Origin of the sequence: Clostridioides sp. ES-W-0018-02 (genome assembly GCF_020658175.1) — a bacterium.
Taxonomy (GTDB): Bacteria; Bacillota; Clostridia; order Peptostreptococcales; family Peptostreptococcaceae; genus Clostridioides.
Map to the genome: position 1 here is coordinate 1,417,292 of NZ_JACVVY010000001.1, position 21,535 is coordinate 1,438,826.

Annotated in this window: 15 protein-coding genes and 1 pseudogene; 8 read left to right on the forward strand and 8 right to left on the reverse strand. The window is 29.4% G+C overall.

What is annotated here, in order from left to right; genetic code table 11:
• Positions 1 to 2: 2 nt before the first annotated feature.
• On the reverse strand, positions 3 to 1,457 hold the full coding sequence (locus tag IC219_RS06255) for a UDP-N-acetylmuramoyl-L-alanyl-D-glutamate--2,6-diaminopimelate ligase (RefSeq protein WP_227482909.1): 1,455 nt from the start codon (positions 1,455 to 1,457) through the stop codon (positions 3 to 5).
• A gap of 144 nt (positions 1,458 to 1,601) precedes the next feature.
• Here IC219_RS06255 and IC219_RS06260 point away from each other — a divergent pair, with 144 nt between their 5' ends.
• On the forward strand, positions 1,602 to 2,480 hold the full coding sequence (locus IC219_RS06260) for an AraC family transcriptional regulator (RefSeq protein ID WP_227482910.1): 879 nt from the start codon (positions 1,602 to 1,604) through the stop codon (positions 2,478 to 2,480).
• 185 nt (positions 2,481 to 2,665) lie between these two features.
• Here the strand turns inward: IC219_RS06260 and ptsG are convergent, their stop codons facing one another.
• The 4 genes and pseudogenes from ptsG to IC219_RS06280 form a co-directional block, all read right to left on the reverse strand.
• Positions 2,666 to 4,747 carry a glucose-specific PTS transporter subunit IIBC gene (gene ptsG / locus IC219_RS06265; RefSeq protein WP_227830795.1) on the reverse strand — a complete coding sequence of 694 codons (2,082 nt, stop codon included), beginning with the start codon at positions 4,745 to 4,747 and terminating at the stop codon, positions 2,666 to 2,668.
• Positions 4,748 to 5,036: 289 nt separating this feature from the next.
• A complete protein-coding gene (gene licT, locus IC219_RS06270; protein WP_227830796.1) occupies positions 5,037 to 5,879 on the reverse strand; it encodes a BglG family transcription antiterminator LicT in 843 nt (280 codons plus the stop codon).
• Between the two features lie 256 nt (positions 5,880 to 6,135).
• Positions 6,136 to 8,166, reverse strand: a complete 2,031-nt coding sequence (locus IC219_RS06275; protein ID WP_227830797.1) for a cation:proton antiporter — start codon at positions 8,164 to 8,166, stop codon at positions 6,136 to 6,138.
• A gap of 151 nt (positions 8,167 to 8,317) precedes the next feature.
• Positions 8,318 to 8,458 (reverse strand): annotated as a pseudogene (locus tag IC219_RS06280) (oligopeptide/dipeptide ABC transporter ATP-binding protein); the annotation flags it as partial.
• Between the two features lie 211 nt (positions 8,459 to 8,669).
• On the opposite strand from IC219_RS06280, the gene IC219_RS21965 reads away from it, so the two are divergent.
• Positions 8,670 to 8,786 carry a hypothetical protein gene (locus IC219_RS21965; RefSeq protein WP_413927526.1) on the forward strand — a complete coding sequence of 39 codons (117 nt, stop codon included), beginning with the start codon at positions 8,670 to 8,672 and terminating at the stop codon, positions 8,784 to 8,786.
• 476 nt (positions 8,787 to 9,262) lie between these two features.
• Here the strand turns inward: IC219_RS21965 and IC219_RS06290 are convergent, their stop codons facing one another.
• Positions 9,263 to 10,165, reverse strand: coding sequence for a LysR family transcriptional regulator (locus tag IC219_RS06290; RefSeq protein ID WP_227432394.1), 903 nt, complete (start codon positions 10,163 to 10,165; stop codon positions 9,263 to 9,265).
• Positions 10,166 to 10,517: 352 nt separating this feature from the next.
• Here IC219_RS06290 and IC219_RS06295 point away from each other — a divergent pair, with 352 nt between their 5' ends.
• The 6 genes from IC219_RS06295 (at position 10,518) to IC219_RS06320 (ending at position 16,658) form a co-directional block, all read left to right on the forward strand.
• The gene (locus IC219_RS06295; protein WP_227830798.1) at positions 10,518 to 11,696 is read left to right on the forward strand and encodes an acetyl-CoA C-acetyltransferase; all 1,179 of its coding nucleotides are present in this window, start codon (positions 10,518 to 10,520) and stop codon (positions 11,694 to 11,696) included.
• Between the two features lie 8 nt (positions 11,697 to 11,704).
• Positions 11,705 to 12,361 (forward strand): CoA transferase subunit A, encoded by a 657-nt coding sequence (locus tag IC219_RS06300; RefSeq protein ID WP_227824224.1) that lies wholly within the window; start codon positions 11,705 to 11,707, stop codon positions 12,359 to 12,361.
• Complete coding sequence (locus IC219_RS06305; protein ID WP_227824225.1) at positions 12,361 to 13,026, forward strand: 3-oxoacid CoA-transferase subunit B; 666 nt, start codon at positions 12,361 to 12,363, stop codon at positions 13,024 to 13,026. The genes IC219_RS06300 and IC219_RS06305 overlap by 1 nt, the downstream gene beginning before the upstream one ends.
• A 97-nt stretch (positions 13,027 to 13,123) precedes the next feature.
• Positions 13,124 to 13,900 (forward strand): 3-hydroxybutyrate dehydrogenase, encoded by a 777-nt coding sequence (locus tag IC219_RS06310; RefSeq protein WP_227483788.1) that lies wholly within the window; start codon positions 13,124 to 13,126, stop codon positions 13,898 to 13,900.
• A gap of 63 nt (positions 13,901 to 13,963) precedes the next feature.
• Positions 13,964 to 15,298: a GntP family permease gene (locus IC219_RS06315; protein ID WP_227432389.1), complete on the forward strand. Its 1,335-nt coding sequence runs from the start codon at positions 13,964 to 13,966 to the stop codon at positions 15,296 to 15,298.
• Positions 15,299 to 15,707: 409 nt separating this feature from the next.
• Positions 15,708 to 16,658 (forward strand): CAP domain-containing protein, encoded by a 951-nt coding sequence (locus IC219_RS06320; RefSeq protein ID WP_227432388.1) that lies wholly within the window; start codon positions 15,708 to 15,710, stop codon positions 16,656 to 16,658.
• 239 nt (positions 16,659 to 16,897) lie between these two features.
• Here IC219_RS06320 and IC219_RS06325 read toward each other — a convergent pair whose 3' ends face one another.
• A complete protein-coding gene (locus IC219_RS06325) occupies positions 16,898 to 17,254 on the reverse strand; it encodes a hypothetical protein (protein WP_227432387.1) in 357 nt (118 codons plus the stop codon).
• A 284-nt stretch (positions 17,255 to 17,538) separates the two neighbouring features.
• The gene (gene nifJ / locus IC219_RS06330; RefSeq protein WP_227432386.1) at positions 17,539 to 21,078 is read right to left on the reverse strand and encodes a pyruvate:ferredoxin (flavodoxin) oxidoreductase; all 3,540 of its coding nucleotides are present in this window, start codon (positions 21,076 to 21,078) and stop codon (positions 17,539 to 17,541) included.
• Between the last annotated feature and the right edge of the window lie 457 nt (positions 21,079 to 21,535).

Consider the following 21,535-nt stretch of genomic DNA (forward strand, 5'->3'; position numbering starts at 1 on the left):
CCTTACATTTTACTTAAACATTCATTAGCAATCTCTTTATCATCAAAATGATGCTTAACCTTACCTATTATTTGGTAATTTTCATGCCCTTTACCTGTTATAATTACAACATCATCTTTCTTTGCCATACTTATAGCTTCTTCTATAGCTTGCTTTCTATCAGCAACAACATGATAATTTTTCTTTTCCTTATCTATTCCTTCAAGTATATCCTTTATTATTGCTTCTGGTTCTTCAGTTCTTGGATTATCAGAAGTTACAATACATATATCAGAATATTTTTGTCCAATAGCACCCATTAAAGGTCTCTTTTCAGTATCTCTATCTCCACCACATCCAAATACAGAAATTATTTTTCCTTCTGCAAATTGTTGTGTTGTCTTTAATACATTTTCAAGTGCATCAGGAGTATGAGCATAATCAACAATTACACTTATACCTTTATCGTTTGGTACAGTTTCAAACCTTCCTGATACTCCATTAGAAAGTCTAAGACCTTCTTTATATACTGGTTTAGGTATATCAAGTACATAACAAGCAGCTATAACAGCTAAAGTATTATATACTGTAAACATTCCTGGAACTGGTATAAATATAACTTCTTCATAAGAAGGAGTTATTAATCTATAAGATACACCATCTGAATCTGATTTTATATCTCTAGCCATAAAATCAGCATTAGTTTCAACTCCATATGTGTAACAAGGGACATCTATATCTTTTATATTTTCGTATATCTTTTTACCACCATCATCATCTATATTTATTATGTTTGCCATAGTAGTCTTAAAAAACAATTTTTCTTTAGCTTTTCTATAGTCTTCTAAATCTTTGTGAAAATCTAAATGGTCTGGTGTTAAGTTTGTGAATATTCCTAGTTTAAAGTCTGTTTCATCAACTCTATTTAGTGCTAATGAGTGTGATGAAACTTCCATAGCACAGTAATCACATCCATTATTTAACATATTATTAAAATGATATTGTAAATCTATACTTTCTGGAGTTGTTGAATTAGAAATAATGTCTTTTTCACCATCAAATATTTTTATAGTACCAATAAGACCAACTTTATTTTTATTCAAAGTTAATATTTCATTTAGTATAGTAGTTATACTAGTTTTTCCGTTAGTACCTGTAACTCCTATAACATTAAATTTTTGTGATGGATGATTATAAAAATTGTCAGCTATCTTTGCCATATCTTCTCTTGTATTTTTTACTTTTATAAACGTATACCCTTTTATATCTACATCTTCTTCAACAATAAAAGCTTTTGCTCCTTTGTTTATAGCATCTTTTACATATTTATGACCATCTGACACAAATCCTTTTATACATACAAATAATGTACCTTCTGTAACCTTTCTTGAATCATATTGTACACTATTAATATCTATATTTAATTCACCTTTGACACTGATTATATCCAACCCCTGTATAATATCATTTAATTTCATAAATGCTTTCCTCCCTTTAAACTCTTTTTGCTAAAATTACACTTCATGTAATATTATATTAAGAATTTTTTACTATGTGAATGGTTAAAAATGCTTGAAATATTGTAAAAAATGCTCTATAATATAATCTAAGAGAGGTCTTTTATGAAAATTACAGACAATAAAATTGGATACTTAAATGATAATTTTAAAATATTTAGTATCCGAGATAAAAAAGACATAGAATTTGAATACCATAATCACGATTTTAATAAGATAATTATATTTATAGATGGAAATGTAACTTATTTTGTTGAAGGAATTCCATATAAACTAAAACCTTGGGACATACTTTTTATTAGTAGTAATGAAATTCACAAACCAGTTATAGATTCAAATGTATTTTATGAAAGAATTGCAATATGGATTAGCCCAGAATTTATGAAAAAAAACAGTGATAATACTAGTGATTTAGAAAAATGTTTTAAGACAGCCACAGAAAATAAATGTAATCTATTGCGTTTAAAGATACATGACATTGAATCACTCAAACTTTTTATTGAGCAAATAAATATTTCTGAATCTAGTAATGAATTTGGAAATGAAATACTGAGAAATACCTTGTTCATACAGCTTATGATATTTTTAAATAGAATTTTCTTAAAAAACGAGAACATAGAATCTGTAGAAGATGTATTTTACGATGAAACTATAAAAAAAATATTAAACTATATAAACTTAAATATAGAGAATAAACTTTCTATAGACTGCATTGCATCTGAATTTTTTATAAGCAAATATTATCTCATGAGAAGATTTAAATCTCATACTGGAACATCCATACACAATTATATAATTCAAAAAAGACTGATTTTAGCTAAATCATTAATAACCAATGGACATCTTATGAGTGAAGTTTGTAGTAAATGTGGATTTAATGATTATTCTAGCTTTGTAAGAGCATTTAAAAAGTATTATGGTGTATCTCCTAAAAACTATCTAAACAATAAAAGCCCTTTAGATAGTAATTTGTTAGATGAATAAATAATTATTATAGATTTTATTTCAAGAAAAATTAGAGGTATTAGTAAAATAGACATACTAGTACCTCTAGTTGATTGAAATATAAATCATATATTTTTATTAATTAAACTAAAATATATAAATTTAAATTATGCTTATATAATTACTAAAACTCATACAAGTTTTAAGTATACATACTGATGTATCTATCCTATTTTTTCAATACTCTCTTCTAATATACTTACACGATTACTTTCTTTTGCTGTGACTTTTCCCTTTTTAATGTTTAGTTTTTGATTTTGTTCTAAATTAGTAAATACTACTGGGCTTATTGTTGATAAACCATTTTTTTCAATATATTCTAAATCCATATTAACCAGTTTATCACCCGATTTAACTTCATCTCCTACATTTACAAATACATCAAACCCATTTCCTTCTAAGTTTACAGTCTCTATACCTAAATGTATAAGTATTTCTACTCCAGTTTTTTTAGATTTGATTATTATTGCATGTTTAGTTGGAAATACAACTCCAATAGTTCCATCTACTGGTGAATAAATTAATCCATCATCAGATTTAATTGCAAAACCATCGCCCATTAATTTACTTGAAAATACAGAGTCTGGAACTTCTTCTATACCTAAGATTTCTCCATTTGTCAATGAATAAATTTCTTCTTCCACCAAAGTATTACCTATATTAGTGTTTTCTGTGTTATTATTTTTTTCCATTTTCTTTTTATCTATATTTTTAATATCAGTATTTTCAATCTTTACTTTTCCCTCTATTATATCTTTTATATTAGATTTTATTGCATCTGATTTTGGACCAAATATAGCTTGGACATTATTTCCAATAACCATTACACCTGCTGCTCCAAGTGATTTCAACTTTTCTTTATCCACTTTATCTATATCATTTACAACTAATCTAAGTCTTGTTATACAAGCATCTAAACTTTTTAAATTTTCTTTATTTCCTAAAGCTATTAGTATTTCTGATGCTAACTCATCTTTTGAAATCTCACTAGTCTCCACATTAGACTCTGATTCATCTTCTCTTCCTGGCGTCTTTAGGTTAAACTTTCTTATCATAAATCTAAACACACTATAATATAATACTGCAAATCCAATACCTACTAAAATAGCTAGATACCATGGAGTTCTATTAGGAAGTACACCAAATAGTAAGAAATCTATTAATCCGCCTGAAAATGTGAATCCGATTTTAACTCCTAATAGTTGCATTACTGCATATGATAAACCTGAAAATAAACAATGTACTACAAATAATGCTGGTGCAACAAATAAAAATGCAAACTCTATTGGTTCAGTTATTCCTGTTAAAAAAGATGTAAGTGCTGCTGATGCCATTATTCCTGCTACAAATTTTCTCTTTTCTGGCTTTGCTTCATGTACCATAGCAAGTGCTGCTGCTGGAAGACCAAACATCATAAACGGAAACGCACCTGTCATAAAAGTACCTGCTGTGAAATTTACTCCATCTTTAAGTTGAGCAAAGAATATCTTTTGGTCACCCATTACAAGTTCACCTGCTTTGTTTACATATTCTCCAAATTGATACCAGAATGGATTATGGAAAACATGATGTAAACCAAATGGTATTAATAACCTTTCTAAAGACCCTTCCATAAATGCTGCTAATGTTTGATTTGTTTCTATAACATTTTTTGAAAAACTAAGTAATCCTTCTTGTATTGGTGGCCAAATAAATGATAATATGATTCCTATTACTATTGCTGTTAATGATGTAACAATAGGCACAAATCTTTTACCTGCAAAAAAACCTAAATATTGAGGTAGTTCAATTTTATAAAATTTTTTATAAAGATAAGCAGCCACTATGCCTATTATAATACCACCAAATACACCTGTTTGAATTGTTGGTATTCCAACAATACTTGCATACATAGAATTATCTATCATATCTTCTGTGACACCTGCCATAACACCCATGGACGTATTAAGGATTAAAAAACCTACTATAGCTGCCAATGCTGCTACACCTTCGCCTTCGGTTAGACCCACGGCTACACCAACTGCAAATATAAGTGGCAAGTTATTGAATATGATTTGCCCTGAACTTTCCATTATACTTATTATAAGTTGGAATGTAGGATTTGCTAGTGCTGGAAAATGAGCAAGTAACGCATCTCCTGCTAAAGCATTACTTACACCAAGCAATATACCTGCTGCTGGAAGTAATGCAACTGGTAACATTAAAGATTTTCCTACTTTTTGTAAAACACCAAATATTTTTTTCATTTACTTCTCTCTCCTTATTATTTTATATTTTTTAAATAAAAAAGACTTAAGTTTATAAAAAATTACACTAGTAGCTTTAATCCTAAAAATAAACCTCATGTTAATATAAATAAACCTATATTAACCTAATTTTAGAATTAAAAGTAAACTGTCATAATTTTCTTATAAACCTAAGTCTTGCCTGCATTATCAGTAACAATCTTAATGTTTTAAAATTATTATATTGCTATTAAATTTTACATAATATCTTAAACACCGATATTGAATTTATATTTATTTAGTATGTTTATTATGAATTCAACACAGATATGACTCTTTTAATATGTAGTGTCAAATATAATAATTCATCTTGACTTACATAGTAATCATAGTTTTTCTCTACATGTGTCTTTATTTTATATGCACAATTATAGTCTTTTTCATACTTTATCTTGATTATATCTACAATATCATTATTAGTATCATTGAGTTCCTCTCTTTTTACTAATCTATTTGCAAAAAATTTTAAGTGTGTAAGAAGTCTATCATAATTTATATCATCTTCTTTAAACTCAACTCTATAATAATATCTTATAATATTTAGTATGTCTTTTACAATTTTAGTAATTAACAGGGATTCCTTTGAACTGCCTTTATAATTTGAATTTACTATGTGCATAGCTATAAATCCTGCCTCATCTAAAGGAAACTCTACATTAAATTCTTTATTTATATAATCTACAGCCCATTTTCCAATCTCGTATTCTTTTTTGTGAATTCTTTTTATTTCATGCAGTAAATCATTTTTTATATTTATATTTTCATGATATCTTTTAATTGCAAATGCAATATGGTCAGTAAGTGCTACATATATGTACTCATAAAGTTCAGTATTTAAAATGCCTTCTGCATGAGCAATTACCTCTGTACTCACTTCAAAAAACTTCTCATCAACCTGGCTTGCTAATTTTCCAATTTTATCTATAAAACTTTCATCTTGTGTTACAAAGGTTCTTTCAATTTTACTTTTATCTACTTCTTGACCTTTCTTTTTTTGAAATCCTATTCCACATCCTGTTAGTATTAATTCTTTTTTTTGGTTTTCATCTAAAACTAAGACAACATTATTATTGTAAATTTGTTGAATAATCATAATCAATATCTCTCCCAAAATACAATTTCCCTTATTCATAAAAAAACACCTAAATTAAGATACAATTCACCTGTATATCTTAACTTAGGTATTGCCTGCTTCCCAGTAACAATCCAATTTGTTAACGCTCATAAATATTGTATTCAATTTATAGCTTTATTCTATTATAAATGGATATCTATGTCAAGCAATTATTGAAAACTGTTTCCTATTTTTTAGTACCAATAAAATTTAAATCCTATACAGTTTATTTTTTTCATTCTATCATCATCATTTCATCATAGAGAATATTTTCCAATAGTTCTTTAGCTACATCTCTTGATATTTGTTTGGTTTCAACTAGTTGTTGAATACTATCTCTTTCACTTTGTATTGCCATTAATCTATAGTATACTACTTTTGCTTCAAATTTCTCATCATTATGAATTTTTCTAGTCAGCCAATTTAGATAACGATTATAAAATCTAATTACTATTAATGATTCATGCCTATTATCTTCATTAATATTTTTATTTATAAATGATATAGCTGTCTTTGTAGAAAGTGCATATGCATGGTGAAACTCTTTAATTAGTTCCTTATTTTCAGATATTATTTTTGTAATCTTTTCTTTTACTTCTGTTTTTACCTTTCTATCTATAATCCACATACTTATTTTTAATTTTATAATCTTAAATATTGATTTTTGGACAGATTTTCTCGATTTTGTAATATAAAATCTATATAACTCAAATGCTCTACCAGAAATTTTTCCATCATTCAATAATTTATGAACAGCTATTAAGCCTTGATTATCTGCCTCTGCAATCATCATATTTATAATTTTGTTATCTGGAATATTTAATATACCCTTTTCTAAATCTACTAGCTGCTCATTTAAATCATGTATTACTGGCTGTACCTCTTGCGCTTTTTCATTGCTAAGTTTTAAAATAGCTTCTTTTAAAATTAATTTATATGCCTCTCTATCAGACAATAAGTCTTCTGACTTTTGTACATTCTTTTTTAATAGTACTGGCAATAAAACTGTTGCGAGTAATAAACTTATAAGTATGACTTCTGATGATATAAACAAAACAATATCTCTCATTGGAAACATATCTTTATTGTCTAGGTAAAATGGTATAGATAGAGCAGTTGCAAGTGTAAATGTACCATGAACACCACAAGTAGCAACTATTAATGAATATTTCCATCTAGAAGTATCATCTTTTTCAAATTCTTCATTCTTAAATCCTAAAAAACCTGTAAAGAAATTATTTAAAGGATTTTTCTTGATTTTTATAAAAGAACTGTGCCATAAATACACCCATACAAATCTTATAATAAATAATATAACTACAATTAAAAAAGTTAAATTTAATGCTATATCTTCGTTGTTAGTGATAATTCCTTGATATATACCTGGCAACAAAAAACCAAGTAATGTAAAGACAAACCCATTCAGTACATACTCCAAAACATACCATGTATTATCTGATATTATTCTCAATTTAGTTGTTGTATTTTGTAAATGTTCTTTTTCGATTCCATGGACTATACCTGCCATTACAACTGCTAAAATTCCAGATACCCCTAGCTCTTCTGACACAAAATACACAAAAAGTGGAGTCATTATCTGTATGACTATTACCATTGGTATTTCTTCTAAATTCCACTTGTGCAAATTAAGTCTTATTTTTATAATTATATATCCTAAAATACTTCCTACTATTATTCCTCCAAATGCAGTAATCAAAAATTGAATACTTGCTTCTTTTATTGAAAAAAAGCCTGTAACGGTAGCAAGTACTGCAACTTTAAATGCCACTACTCCTGCAGCATCATTTAATAGCGATTCCCCTTCAAGTATATTCATCATATTTTTAGGAAAATCTAAACCTTGTGTAATTGATTTTACTGCTACTAAATCAGTTGGAGATATTACTGCTGCCAAAGCGAATGAAACTGATAGTGGCATTTCAGGAATAAGAAAATGTATAAAAATCCCACCTGCAAATACTGTTGTTAAAACCAGTCCAAATGCAAGAAGTAAAATTGGTCTTCTAAGTTCTAATAATTCTCTTCTTGATACATTTTGACCTTCACTAAATAATAGTGGAGCTATGACACATATTACGAATATATCTGGACTAAACGAAAAGGAAAATTTAAATGGTAAAATAGACAATAAAACACCTAATACAATTTGATAAATTGCAAGAGGAATATTGCTCCATTTTTTACTAAGTATAGTTGAAATTATTGTACAGACCAACAAACCTAATAAAGTTACTAAAATTGACATAGCTACCTCTCTTTTCAATATATAATTTATAGATTAGACTTATATATTAACTATCTTAATATTGATAGTATTACACTTTACATGTAATTATAAAATATTTACTTTAATCTATTATTCTTATTATATACGCCAAATTTAGTTTTGAAAACCTCTATACTAAGTGACATGCAACCATATGATTTTTTGAGATTTCCTTTAAAGCTGGCACTTCTATTTTACATATTTCCTTACAATAAGGACATCTTGTATGGAACTTACATCCAGATGGTGGGTTTGTTGGAGATGGAATATCTCTCTATGATACTACTACTAAACTTCAAGAACCTAGGTTAAAACATATTTTTGGTACAGATGAACTAGGAAGAGATTACTTTGCTAGAACACTTTATGGAGGACGAATTTCACTTAGTGTTGGTATCTTATCAATGCTTATTTCTATAGTATTTGGTACTACTATAGGTGTTATTAGTGGCTATATTGGTGGGAAACTAGACCAGTTACTGATGAGATTAGTAGACATGCTTATGAGTATTCCAAGTTTTTTAGTTTTAATTGTATTAAATACTTATCTAGCTCCTAAGGCTTCTATAAAGAAACTATCACAGTTGCTGGTTCATTAAATATTGCAAATGCTATCTTAACTGAATCTGCACTTAGTTTTTTAGGACTTGGTATACAGTTACCTCTTGCATCATGGGGTAACATGCTTCAAGATGCTCAAAGACATATTTTTGATAAGTTATATTTAGCTGTATTTCCTGGCTTACTTATCTTCTTAACAGTTATGAGTTTAACTATAATAAGTAAAAAGTTCTCTAATAACACTTGATAATATCAATACTTTAAAATAAAAATACAAAATATTTTACAGTGAGTGTATAAATACACTCACTGCTTTTTATATATTTCAAAATAAAAATTTTATATATTATAGAATTTAATGAAGTTATATATTAAGTAACTTTAATAACCTCCTAAATTATTTATATATTATATAAAATTTATTTTCCCTTAATTAATATGTAGTTGAAAAACTAATAGTTTATTGTAATTGAACTTAATTATTTTATCTATGATTTGTTATTAAAATAACAAATCATAGATTCTTTTTACTAAAGAAATCTATAATAAATTTAAATACATGTTCATCTACATGACTATAACGCTCTTTTTTAGGTCTACATAACACAACCTTCCATGTGATAGGGTCATTAAATGGTTTTTCTATAATTTGACTATTTTCAAAAAAATCGTGTACTGGTGATGGTAAAATAGTTATAAAGTCAGAATTTGTAGTTGACAACAACAAGAAATCCCAAGAACCAGACATAATATACCTCTTAAGTTTAACTTTTTCATCAGTAAATTTTTGCATTAATTTATGATGTATCATAAATGTAGGATTAAATATTGCAAGCAGTTCTTCATTTAAATCATTCCAATCTATTTTATTTTTCTTTGCGAGATGATGATTTATATTTAAAAATGCTGTAAGTTCGTCTTCTTGAAGTACATGTTCTGTTACTACACTCCTATCAATTTTATGTGGATGTAAAAGAACTGCATAATCTAATTCCTGCAAAATAAGCATTCTACTTAAATCGTATGCCCCCTTCTCTACTATATCAAATTCTATGTCTGGATTGTTTGCAACTAATTGTGCAACTACATCAGAAAAAGCTATTCCAAGTATAAGTGGTGGTATTCCTATTCTAACTTTCCCTTTAAACTGAACAGAATCTTCTCGCAAATCCTCCATCATATTTTTATATTCATTTATAATATTTTCTGCATTTACATAAAATCTTTCTCCTGCTGGAGTTAAGCCATTTAACCTGCCTTTATATCTCTCAAATAAATACACATTTTCATTTTCTTCAAAGGTTTTTATAATTTGACTTAAGGCTGGTTGAGATATGTGAAGAGTTTTTGATGCAATTGATAAATTAAAACCAGATTTCACTATTTCAACAAAATATTTTAACTGTTTTATATCCATTTCAAACCACCTTTCTTACAAGTATAGTTGATATTAATATTTTTTCTTATAAGAACATTTTATAAGAAAAGCGAAATAATTTCATTAATATTTTAACAAAATATTCCTATATATATATTCTAAATTTTTATCCTATAAATTTTCCTTATATGTTGTATAAAAAATTAGACTTAGACAAAACACATTTTTAGCCGTAATCTATAGTTAGAAAGAGGAAAACCTAAGGCATTAGGAATAAAAATAATTAAACTACTTAAAAACAAGCTTGTATTATAAGTAATTTATTATAGTGTTCTTCAAAGTTTTTTATTCAGAAAATTTCAAATAATCATTCAAGGAGGAACTATTAAACATGAAAGATGTAGTAATTGTATCAGCAGTAAGAACACCTATAGGAAACTTTGGTGGCGTATTTAAAAATACTTCTGCTGTTCAACTTGGAGTTGTAGCTGCTAAGGAAGCTATATCACGTATAAAACTTGATTTATCTGAGATAGATGAAGTGATAATTGGAAATGTTCTACAAGCAGGTCTTGGACAAAATGTTGCTAGGCAAATTGCCATAAACTCAGGTATACCGAGTTCTGTACCAAGTTACACAGTAAATAAATTATGTGGTTCAGGACTTAAAAGTATTCAACTAGCAGCTCAATCAATTATAGCTGGTGAAAATGATGTAGTAATTGCAGGTGGTACTGAAAATATGAGTCAATCACCTTACATTATTCCTACTGCTCGTTTTGGTAGTAAAATGGGCAATGTTACTATGGTAGATAGTATGCTAACAGATGGTCTTATAGATGCTTTCAATCAATATCATATGGGAATTACTGCCGAAAATGTTGCTGATAAATTTGGAATTACAAGGGAAATGCAAGATAAAATAGCACTAGAAAGCCAAAATAAAGCTGAAAAAGCTATAAAAAACAATCGTTTTAAAGATGAAATTGTTCCAGTAGAAGCTGCGATAAATCATAGAGAAATTAAAACTATTGATACAGACGAATATCCTAAATTAAGCATGACATCTGAAATACTATCCAAGCTTAAACCTGCCTTTAAAAAAGATGGTACTGTAACAGCTGGAAATGCATCAGGAATCAATGATGGTGCAGCAATGATGATACTAATGAGTCAACAAAAAGCAGATGAACTTGGGCTTAAGCCGCTTGCTACAATAAAATCATATGCATCATCTGGTGTAGAACCTGAAATAATGGGAACTGGTCCAATTCCTGCAACTAAAAAAGCACTAGAAAAAGTAGGTCTTAATATTAATGATATAGATTTGATAGAGGCGAATGAAGCATTTGCAGCACAAGCACTTGCAGTTAAAAATGAACTTCAAATAGATTCGTCTAAACTAAATGTAAATGGTGGTGCAATAGCACTAGGACATCCAATAGGAGCAAGTGGAGCTAGAGTACTTGTAACCCTTATTTATGAAATGCAAAAACGTAAAGTAGAAACTGGCCTTGCAACACTTTGTATTGGTGGTGGTCAAGGAATAGCGATGATAGTTTCACGATAGGAGGAAATATGAATAAAATAGTTAGCATTGATGAGGCTCTATCTCACATCAAAGATGGAGATACAGTAATGGTTGGTGGATTCATGGCCAATGGTTCCCCAGAAAATTTAATTGATTATTTATGTGATAAAGGTATAAAAGATTTAACATTAGTTTGTAATGATACTGGTTTTATTGACAAGGGTGTTGGAAAGATGGTTGTTAATAAGCAGTTCAAAAAGATAATTGCCTCTCACATAGGATTAAACAAAGAAACAGGAAGACAGATGAATGATAATGAAACATGTGTTGAATTAGTTCCTCAAGGAACTCTTGCTGAACAAATTCGTGCAGCTGGTTATGGCTTAGGTGGAATACTAACACCAACTGGCATTGGTACTCTTATAGAAGAAGGAAAGCAAAAGATTGTTGTCGATAGTAAAGAATATCTTCTTGAAAAACCAATTCATGCTGATGTTGCTCTTTTATTTGCTTCAAAGGTAGATAAAGCAGGTAACTTAGTTTACAAAGGTTCTATGAATAACTTTAATAATTTAATGGCTTCAGCTGCTAATATTACAATAGTCGAGGCAGGCGAAATTGTTGAAATAGGTGATATCGACCCAAATGAAGTTACTACACCAGGTATTTTTGTGAATTACATCGTTGAAGGAGGTAATTTATAATGGATAAATTAGAAATACAAGAATATATTGCAAACAGAGTCTCTAAGGAATTAAAGGATGGAGCTGTTGTAAACCTTGGTATAGGCTTACCAACCAAAGTAGCCAATTATATTCCAGATGAGGTAAACGTTATTTTACAATCTGAAAATGGATTTCTAGGTCTAGGACCAGCTGAAAGTGGAAATTCAAGTGATGAAACTATTGTAAATGCTGGTGGTCAGCCAGTTACTATCCTTCCTGGAGGTTGTTTTTTCGATAGTGCCACTTCTTTTGGAATAATTAGAGGAGGTCATGTAGATATAACTGTTCTTGGAGCACTCCAAGTTGACAAATATGGTAACATAGCAAATTATATGATTCCAGGTAAAATGGTTCCTGGGATGGGTGGAGCTATGGATTTAGTAACTGGAGCAAAAAAAGTCATTGTAGCAATGGAACACACTTCAAAAGGTTCAGCAAAAATATTAAATAACTGTACTCTCCCACTTACTGCAACCAATGCTGTAGATTTAATTGTAACTGAGATGGGAGTTATAGAAGTAACTACAGATGGACTCCTTCTTATAGAAATAAATCCTATCTTCACATTAGACGAAGTTCTTTCTGCTACTGAAGCACCTTTAATATTGTCAGATTCATTAAATAAAGAGGCATCGATTATTTAAAATTAATCAAAATTACATCAGAAAATAAATTTAAAAGATGTAAAATATTAATACAAAAAATTAATATAAAAATAAAATTAAATTGGAGGAAATAAAAATGGTTAAAGACAAAGTTGTATTCGTAACAGGAGCTGCAAGTGGAATAGGTAAACAAATAGCTGAATCATTCTTGAAGAATGGTTCTAAGGTAGTATTCTCTGATATAAATCAAGAAGCGCTAGATAAAGTTACATCAGAATTACAAAAAGAAGGTTATGATTGTGCAAATGTAAAGTGTGATGTAACTAAAGAAGAAGAAATTAACCATGCAATAGATAAAACTATAGAAAAATATGGAAGATTGGACATACTAATAAATAATGCTGGTCTTCAACATGTTGCTATGATAGAAGATTTCCCAACTGATAAATTTGAATTTATGATAAAAATAATGTTAACAGCACCTTTTATAGCTACTAAAAAAGTATTCCCTATAATGAAAAAACAAGGATTTGGTCGTATAATAAACATGGCTTCAATCAATGGTGTAATTGGATTTGCTGGTAAAGCTGCTTACAATTCAGCTAAACATGGACTTATAGGTCTAACAAAAGTTGCTGCACTTGAAGCTGCTGACTCAGGTATAACAGTTAATGCTATATGCCCTGGATATGTAGATACTCCACTTGTTAGAGGTCAATTTAATGACCTATCAAAAACTCGTAATGTACCACTAGAAAATGTATTAGAAGAAGTTCTATATCCACTTGTACCTCAAAAACGTCTACTAGATGTTCAAGAAATTGCTGATTATGCAATGTTCTTAGCTAGTGATAAGGCTAAAGGAATTACAGGACAAGCTTGCCTACTAGATGGAGGATATACTGCACAATAATTATTACATATTTAGGACTTGAGGAATTTATTCTTCAGGTCCTTCTACTAAGGAGGGATATTTATGAGTATTATCGCACCAATTGGTATAATTATTGGTATTATAGCTATTATATATTTTTCAGTTAAAGAAATTCATATAACTATAGCTGCTCCAATAGCAACTTTGATAGTTGTTCTCTTAAATAAAATGGATGTTGTGACATCAATGCTGGGTGCTGACAAAAATAATTATATGGGAGCACTTGGAAACTATATAATGAGTTACTTTGCAATATTCTTGTTAGGTTCTATACTTGCCAAGTTTATGGAGGAAAGTGGAGCTACTGTATCTATAGCTGATTTTATTCTAAATAAATTTGGTTCTAATCACCCTTATAGAGTTTTAGTGGCTATATTTATAGTAAGTTTTATATTAACATATGGTGGAATAAGTTTATTTGTAGTTATGTTTGCAGTTATTCCACTTGCAAGAACTCTATTTAAAAAACTTGATATTTCTTGGAATCTTATTCAGATACCTCTTTGGCTTGGAATTGCAACAATTACTATGACTATGATTCCTGGTACACCAGCTATTCAAAATGTTATTCCTATTCAGTACTTAAACACATCTCTTACTGCAGCAGCTATACCAAGTATTGCAGGAAGTATAGGTTGTGCTGTATTTGGTCTGGTATACATGAAATATACTTTAAACAAGAGTCTTAGGAAAGGAGAAACTTATGCAACTTACACTTCAGATGTAGAAGAAGAATCTTTAGATAGAGAGTTACCAGGGTTTTTTGCAAGTATTTTTCCTCTATTGTCACTTGTAGTCATAGCAATATCTGGAAGTACTTTTGGTTCAGAGTTTATGAAAAAAAATGTAATTTACATAGCTTTAATAGTTGCAATTGTTTTATCTGCTTTTCTATTCCGTAAATTTTTATCATCAAAAATACAAACATTGAGTATTGGTGCTAGTGGTTCTATAGGACCTATTTTTGCAACATCTTCTGCTGTTGCATTTGGAGCTGTAATAATGGCTGCACCAGGCTTTGATATATTCAGTAAACTTATCATGTCAATACCAGGTAGTCCACTTATAAGTCTTACTGTTTTAACTTCAACAATGTCAGCAATAACAGGCTCCTCTTCTGGGGCTTTGGGAATAGTAATGCCGAACTTTGCAGATTATTATCTAAGTACTGGTATGAACCCAGAGTTAATCCATCGTGTTGCTACAATTGCTTCAAATATATTAACAATAGTACCTCAAAGTGGTGTGTTTCTTACATTCTTGAGTTTATCTAAATTAACACATAAAACTGGTTTTAAAGAAACTTTTATTGTGGTTGCAGTTGGTTCATTAATAGCAGAAATCATTGTAATTACATTAGGATTACTAATGTATTAAACTAAATCAAACTACAATTTATTATATAAAAAGTCATCTATTTATGATAGATGGCTTTTCTATTTTCAAGAATCTAATTAAAGATACTTTTTTTACTGATTTTCAAAGTATATATTAAATAAATATCACTAACTATAAAAAAAATTTACCACAACCAGAATTTTACATCATAGAATTATTATAAAAACACTATTTCTTCTAAAGCAGTTATTCCATACTATGCAGATTAATGATGAAAATTATCAAACATCATAAAATATACCTATTTATTCCAGGTATATTTTATTTACATATCTTTACAGTAAAAAAACACTTGATTCTATGTTAGTATAAATGCACGGGTACCCCCTACACTAAAGGTTACAATTTAGTAACATTTTTAGAATTTTTAGATTGAGAGGTGTTTATAATGAGAAAAAATATACCAACAAAATTAAAAACTATACTAGCTTTAGGAGTGTTAACCTTAGCAACAGCTTCCAGTGCTGTTACTGCAAGTGCTTCGTCACTTGAAAATAATATGAATATAAGTAATAAAAATTTAGTATATACTAATGCTAAATTTAAGTTTTCAGCAAAACCAAATTGTTCTGTAAAACCAGAACTTAAACCTGACAAAGATAATTCTTGTAAAGATAAAAATCACAATGACAAGAATTGTAATATTACTAACAAGCCTAATGGCAACAATAACTCAGGTTCTACTAATAAACCTGAGGATAATAATAACTCAGACTCTACTAAGCCTGAAGATAATGACAATTCAGGTTCTACTAATAAGCCTGAAGATAGTAATAAACCTGAGGACAACAACAATTCAGACTCTAATAATAAGCCTGAAGACAATAATAACTCAGAATCTAATAAACCTGAGGACAACAACAATTCAGACTCTAATAATAAGCCTGAAGATAATAATAACTCAGAATCTAATAAACCTGAAGATAATAACAATTCAGGCTCTACAACTGGAAATTTTTCAGCTTACCAAAAAGAAGTTGTTGATTTAGTAAATGTAGAGAGATCTAAAGCTGGATTAAATCCACTTACTCTTGATGCTGATGTATCAAATGTCGCTACAAAAAAATCTCAAGATATGATTGACAACAACTACTTTGCACATAATTCTCCAACTTATGGTTCTCCATTTGACATGTTGAAAAAGTTTGGGATAAGCTATAAAACAGCTGGTGAAAATATAGCAATGGGACAAAAAACACCAAAAGAAGTTGTAAATGCTTGGATGAATTCTGAAGGTCATAGAAAAAATATATTAAATCCAAATTACAGTAAAATAGGTGTTGGAGTAGCACAAAAAAGTGGTGGTTCAATTTACTGGACACAAATCTTTGTAGGATAAAATACTCTTTTTCTATATATACAAAAAGAGTATCTCAAGATGATTTTTAAAAATCTTAAATGGGATACTCTTTTGTATCTATACTATTATATAGTGTTTTATCTTTAATATATTTTTTATACTAAATATAGATTCTTTTAAAATGATAGATTCAAAGCTAAATCACAAAAATGAATACTTATATTTGAATATAAAATATAAATTCCTATATTATAAATATTATTTAATAATTAAATAATTTAAAAATCCCTTATAAAAAAATTAAACCTTCCTTTTGGTGCCATTAGACTTCTTTCTAAAATCAAACTTAATGCTTCTAACTTGCGTTTTTTCTCCTCTTTATTCCAATAAAAAATACCTGGGTCAAGTAAAAAAGTAAAAACAGATAAAATTATCTCTGATACTTCTAAAGTATATTCACATTTAAATATGCCTTCTTCCACTCCTTGTTGAAATAGTTCTGCAACAATAGTAGAAAGTGAAGTAAGTATTTCTGCAAGAGATTTTTCATGGATTGAAGCATTAAATTGTTGATGAAGATATTCATCAATTGAAGATTCAACTGTTGATGTTATATAACTTTGAAATAATAACATCAGTTTTGAAAAATTATGTGGTCTATACTAGTAATTGTATATTATAGATTAGCAAAAAAAGAAGAAAAAGACATGATAAATGAATTTGGAAACAATTATATTATTTATCGCAACAAAACAGGTATGTTTCTTCCTAAAATACTCCTAAAATACATAGACAATATACCGAAACAAAATCTTAATTCTCACAGTTTGATATAAATAAAAAAGGGATACTATTTTTTAATAGTATCCCTAATTATTATCAAATCATATCTTAAATAAGCATTATAATATTTTAATTATTATTCAGCTAATTTTTTATATCCTTCGTATCTTTCTTTAGCATCAGCTTCAGCTTTTGCAAATAATCCATCAGCTTCTTCTGGGAATTGTTTAGCTATAGCAGAGTATCTTACTTGTGCAAGTATGAAATCTCTGAAACTTGCAGTTGGTTCCTTAGAATCTAAAGTGAATGGGTTTTTACCTTCAGCTTTTACTTCTGGATTGAATCTGTATAAATGCCAGTATCCGCAAGCAACAGCTTGTGCTTCGTTAGCTACAGTTCTTCCCATACCTTCTTTTAATCCATGGTTTATACATGGAGCGTAAGCTATTATTAAAGATGGTCCATCATGTTTTTCAGCTTCTAGAACAGCTTTGATAAATTGGTTTTTATCAGCACCCATAGCAACTTGAGCTACATATACGTTTCCGTAAGTCATAGCCATCATACCTAGGTCTTTCTTTCTAGATTGTTTACCTGCTGCAGCAAATTTAGCCATAGCAGCAGCTGGAGTAGCTTTAGAAGCTTGACCTCCTGTATTTGAATATACTTCTGTATCAAATACAAGTACATTTACATTTTCGCCAGATGCAAGAACATGGTCTAATCCACCGTAACCGATGTCATATGCCCAACCGTCTCCACCTAGTATCCATTGAGATCTCTTAACTAGATAATCTTTTCTATCTCTTATAGCTTTTACTAATTCTTTAGCTTTTTCATCTGTGCAATCACAAGCTGGTTTTTCTAATAATTCAACAACTTTAGCACTTGCTACTTTAGATGCTTCTCCATCATTTCTAGAATCTAACCATTCTGTAAATACTGCTTTAGCATCTTCACAGATATCCATAGAAACTAATTCTGTCATAGCATCTACTATTTTTCCTCTTATTTGTTTAACAGCTGTGTACATACCAAATCCGTATTCAGCATTGTCTTCAAATAAAGAGTTTGCCCAAGATGGACCTTTGCCTTCATGGTTACAAGTATAAGGAGTTGAAGGTGCAGAAGCTCCCCATATAGAAGAACATCCAGTAGCATTAGATATCATCATTCTATCTCCATATAATTGTGTAACTAACTTGATGTATGCAGTTTCTCCACATCCAGCACATGCTCCTGAGAATTCCATTAATGGTTGTCTAAATTGACTTCCTTTAACAGTGTTTGCAGGCATAACATCAACTTTTGGAGCTACCTCTTCAGGATTTACTGCAAATGCCCAGTTATCTAACTCTGTATCAAGTTGAGTATCTATTGGTTTCATAACTAAAGCTTTTTCTTTAGCTGGACATATGTCAGCACAGTTTCCACATCCTGTACAATCTAGTGGACTAACTTGGATTCTATATTTTAATCCTTCTAATCCTTTACCTAATGCTTTTTTAGCTTCAAATCCTTTTGGAGCATTAGCTAATTCTTCTTCTGTAACTAAAACTGGTCTTATACATGCATGAGGGCATATAAAAGAACATTGGTTACATTGGATACAGTTATCCATTACCCACTCAGGAACATCAACAGCTATACCACGTTTTTCATAAGCTGAAGTACCACAAGGGAATGTTCCATCTTCTATACCATTGAATGTACTTACTGGTAAGTTATTACCTTCTTGTGCAGTCATTGGTCTTAATATATTTCTTATAAATTCTGGTTCTTTAACTTCTTCTTTATCTGCATCAACAGCATTTGCCCAAGAAGCTGGAACTTCAACTTTAACTAAAGCATTTATTCCTGCATCAACAGCAGCATAGTTCATGTTAACTATCTTTTCACCTTTTTTACCATAAGCTTTAACTATAGAATCTTTTAAGTATTTAACAGCATCTTCTTCTGGTATTATTTCAGCTAATTTAAAGAATGCAGATTGCATTATCATGTTTATTCTATTTCCAAGACCTATTTCTTGTCCTAGTTTAACAGCATTAACTGTATAGAATTTTATATCATTTTTAGCTATATATTGTTTCATATGAGCTGGTAAGTTTTCTTCAATTCCTGCTTGGTCCCATATAGTGTTAAGTACAAATGTACCACCTTTTTTAAGACCTTTTAATAAATCATATTGATAAACATATGATTGTTTATGACAGGCAATATAGTCAGCCTCATCTATTAAATAAGTAGCTCTTATTGGAGTATCACCAAATCTTAAGTGAGACATAGTTATACCACCAGATTTTTTAGAGTCATAATCAAAGTAAGCTTGAGCATATTTTTCAGTGTGGTCACCGATTATTTTTATAGCTTGTTTGTTAGCTCCAACAGTACCGTCAGAACCTAATCCCCAGAACTTACATCTTATAGTTCCTTTAGAAGCTATTTTAATTGATTCAGATGGAGCTAAAGAAGTATTAGTTACATCATCAACTATACCTACTGTAAATCCATTCTTAGGTTGTTCTGAAACTAAGTTATCAAAAACAGTTTTTATATCTGAAGGAGTAGTGTCTTTTGAACCTAATCCGTATCTTCCACCTATTATCATAGGAGCATTTTCTTTTCCATAGAATACATCACGTACATCTAAGTATAATGGTTCACCAGTTGAACCTGGCTCTTTAGTTCTATCAAGTACACATATTCTTTCAACAGTAGATGGCACAGCATCTAAGAAATGTTTCATTGAGAATGGTCTATATAAATGAACTTTAACTAAACCATATTTTTCTCCCTTAGCATTTAAGTAATCTATAGTTTCTTCTATTGTTTCTGTTACAGAACCCATAGCAATTAATATAGATTTAGCATCTTCTGCTCCATAGTAATCAAATAAACTATGTTTTCTACCTGTTAAATCGCTCATTTTTTCCATGTATTTTTCAACTATACCTACTATATTTTGATAGTATTTGTTAGAAGCTTCTCTAGTTTGGAAATATATATCTGGGTTTTGAGCAGTACCACGAGTAACTGGGTGATTTGGAGATAAAGCATTATCTCTAAATGCTTGAACTGCTTCAAAGTTTAATAAACTTGCATAATCTTCATTTTCTAATAATTCCACTTTTTGGATTTCATGTGAAGTTCTGAATCCATCAAAGAAATGTATAAATGGTAATTTACCTTCTATTGCAGCTAAATGTGCAACAGGTGCTATATCAGCTACTTCTTGAACTGAACCAGAAGCTAATAATACACATCCAGTTTGTCTAGCAGCCATAACGTCTTGATGATCCCCAAATATTGATAAAGCTTGAGATGCTAAAGCACGAGCACTTACATGGAATACTCCTGGTAATAACTCCCCTGCAACTTTATACATGTTAGGTATCATTAATAATAAACCTTGAGATGCTGTAAAAGTAGAAGTTAAAGCTCCACCTTGTAAAGAACCGTGGAATGCTCCTGCTGCTCCTGCTTCTGATTGCATTTCAACAACATTAACTTTTTGTCCAAATATATTTTTTCTTCCTTGTGACGCCCATTCATCAACTACTTCAGCCATAGTTGAAGATGGTGTGATTGGGTATATAGCTGCTACATCTGTAAATGCATAGGCAACGTGAGCTGCAGCTGTATTCCCATCAAGTGTTTTCATAAACTTAGCCATAATATGTATCCTCCTTGATAGCTACAATTGTACTTGTTTATAACAAGTCTATTTTTTTATATTTACATATAATTTACACAACAAAAATATAAACACACATAGTCGCGCAAATACTCTATCTTCTAATATAATACTACAGATTTGATAAAATTCCTTTGAAAATTGTAAATTAATTACATATTTAAGTAGATTTTTTTTTAAATTAAATATGTTAAGTTTTTTTCATAATTTTGTATACAATATATAATAAATTAAGTTAGATTTTTCAAACTTTTTTATCTATTTGCATATATTGGTATTAGGAGTAAAAGAGCCTTCTTTATCATATATAAATTTTATATATCTAATTTTACCATATTATATCATATTTTTGTAAGTTTTTATTATAATTTTCATAATACCCCTTTATATTATAAACTAATCTGATAGATTAAATTTATAATATAGAAATTTATTA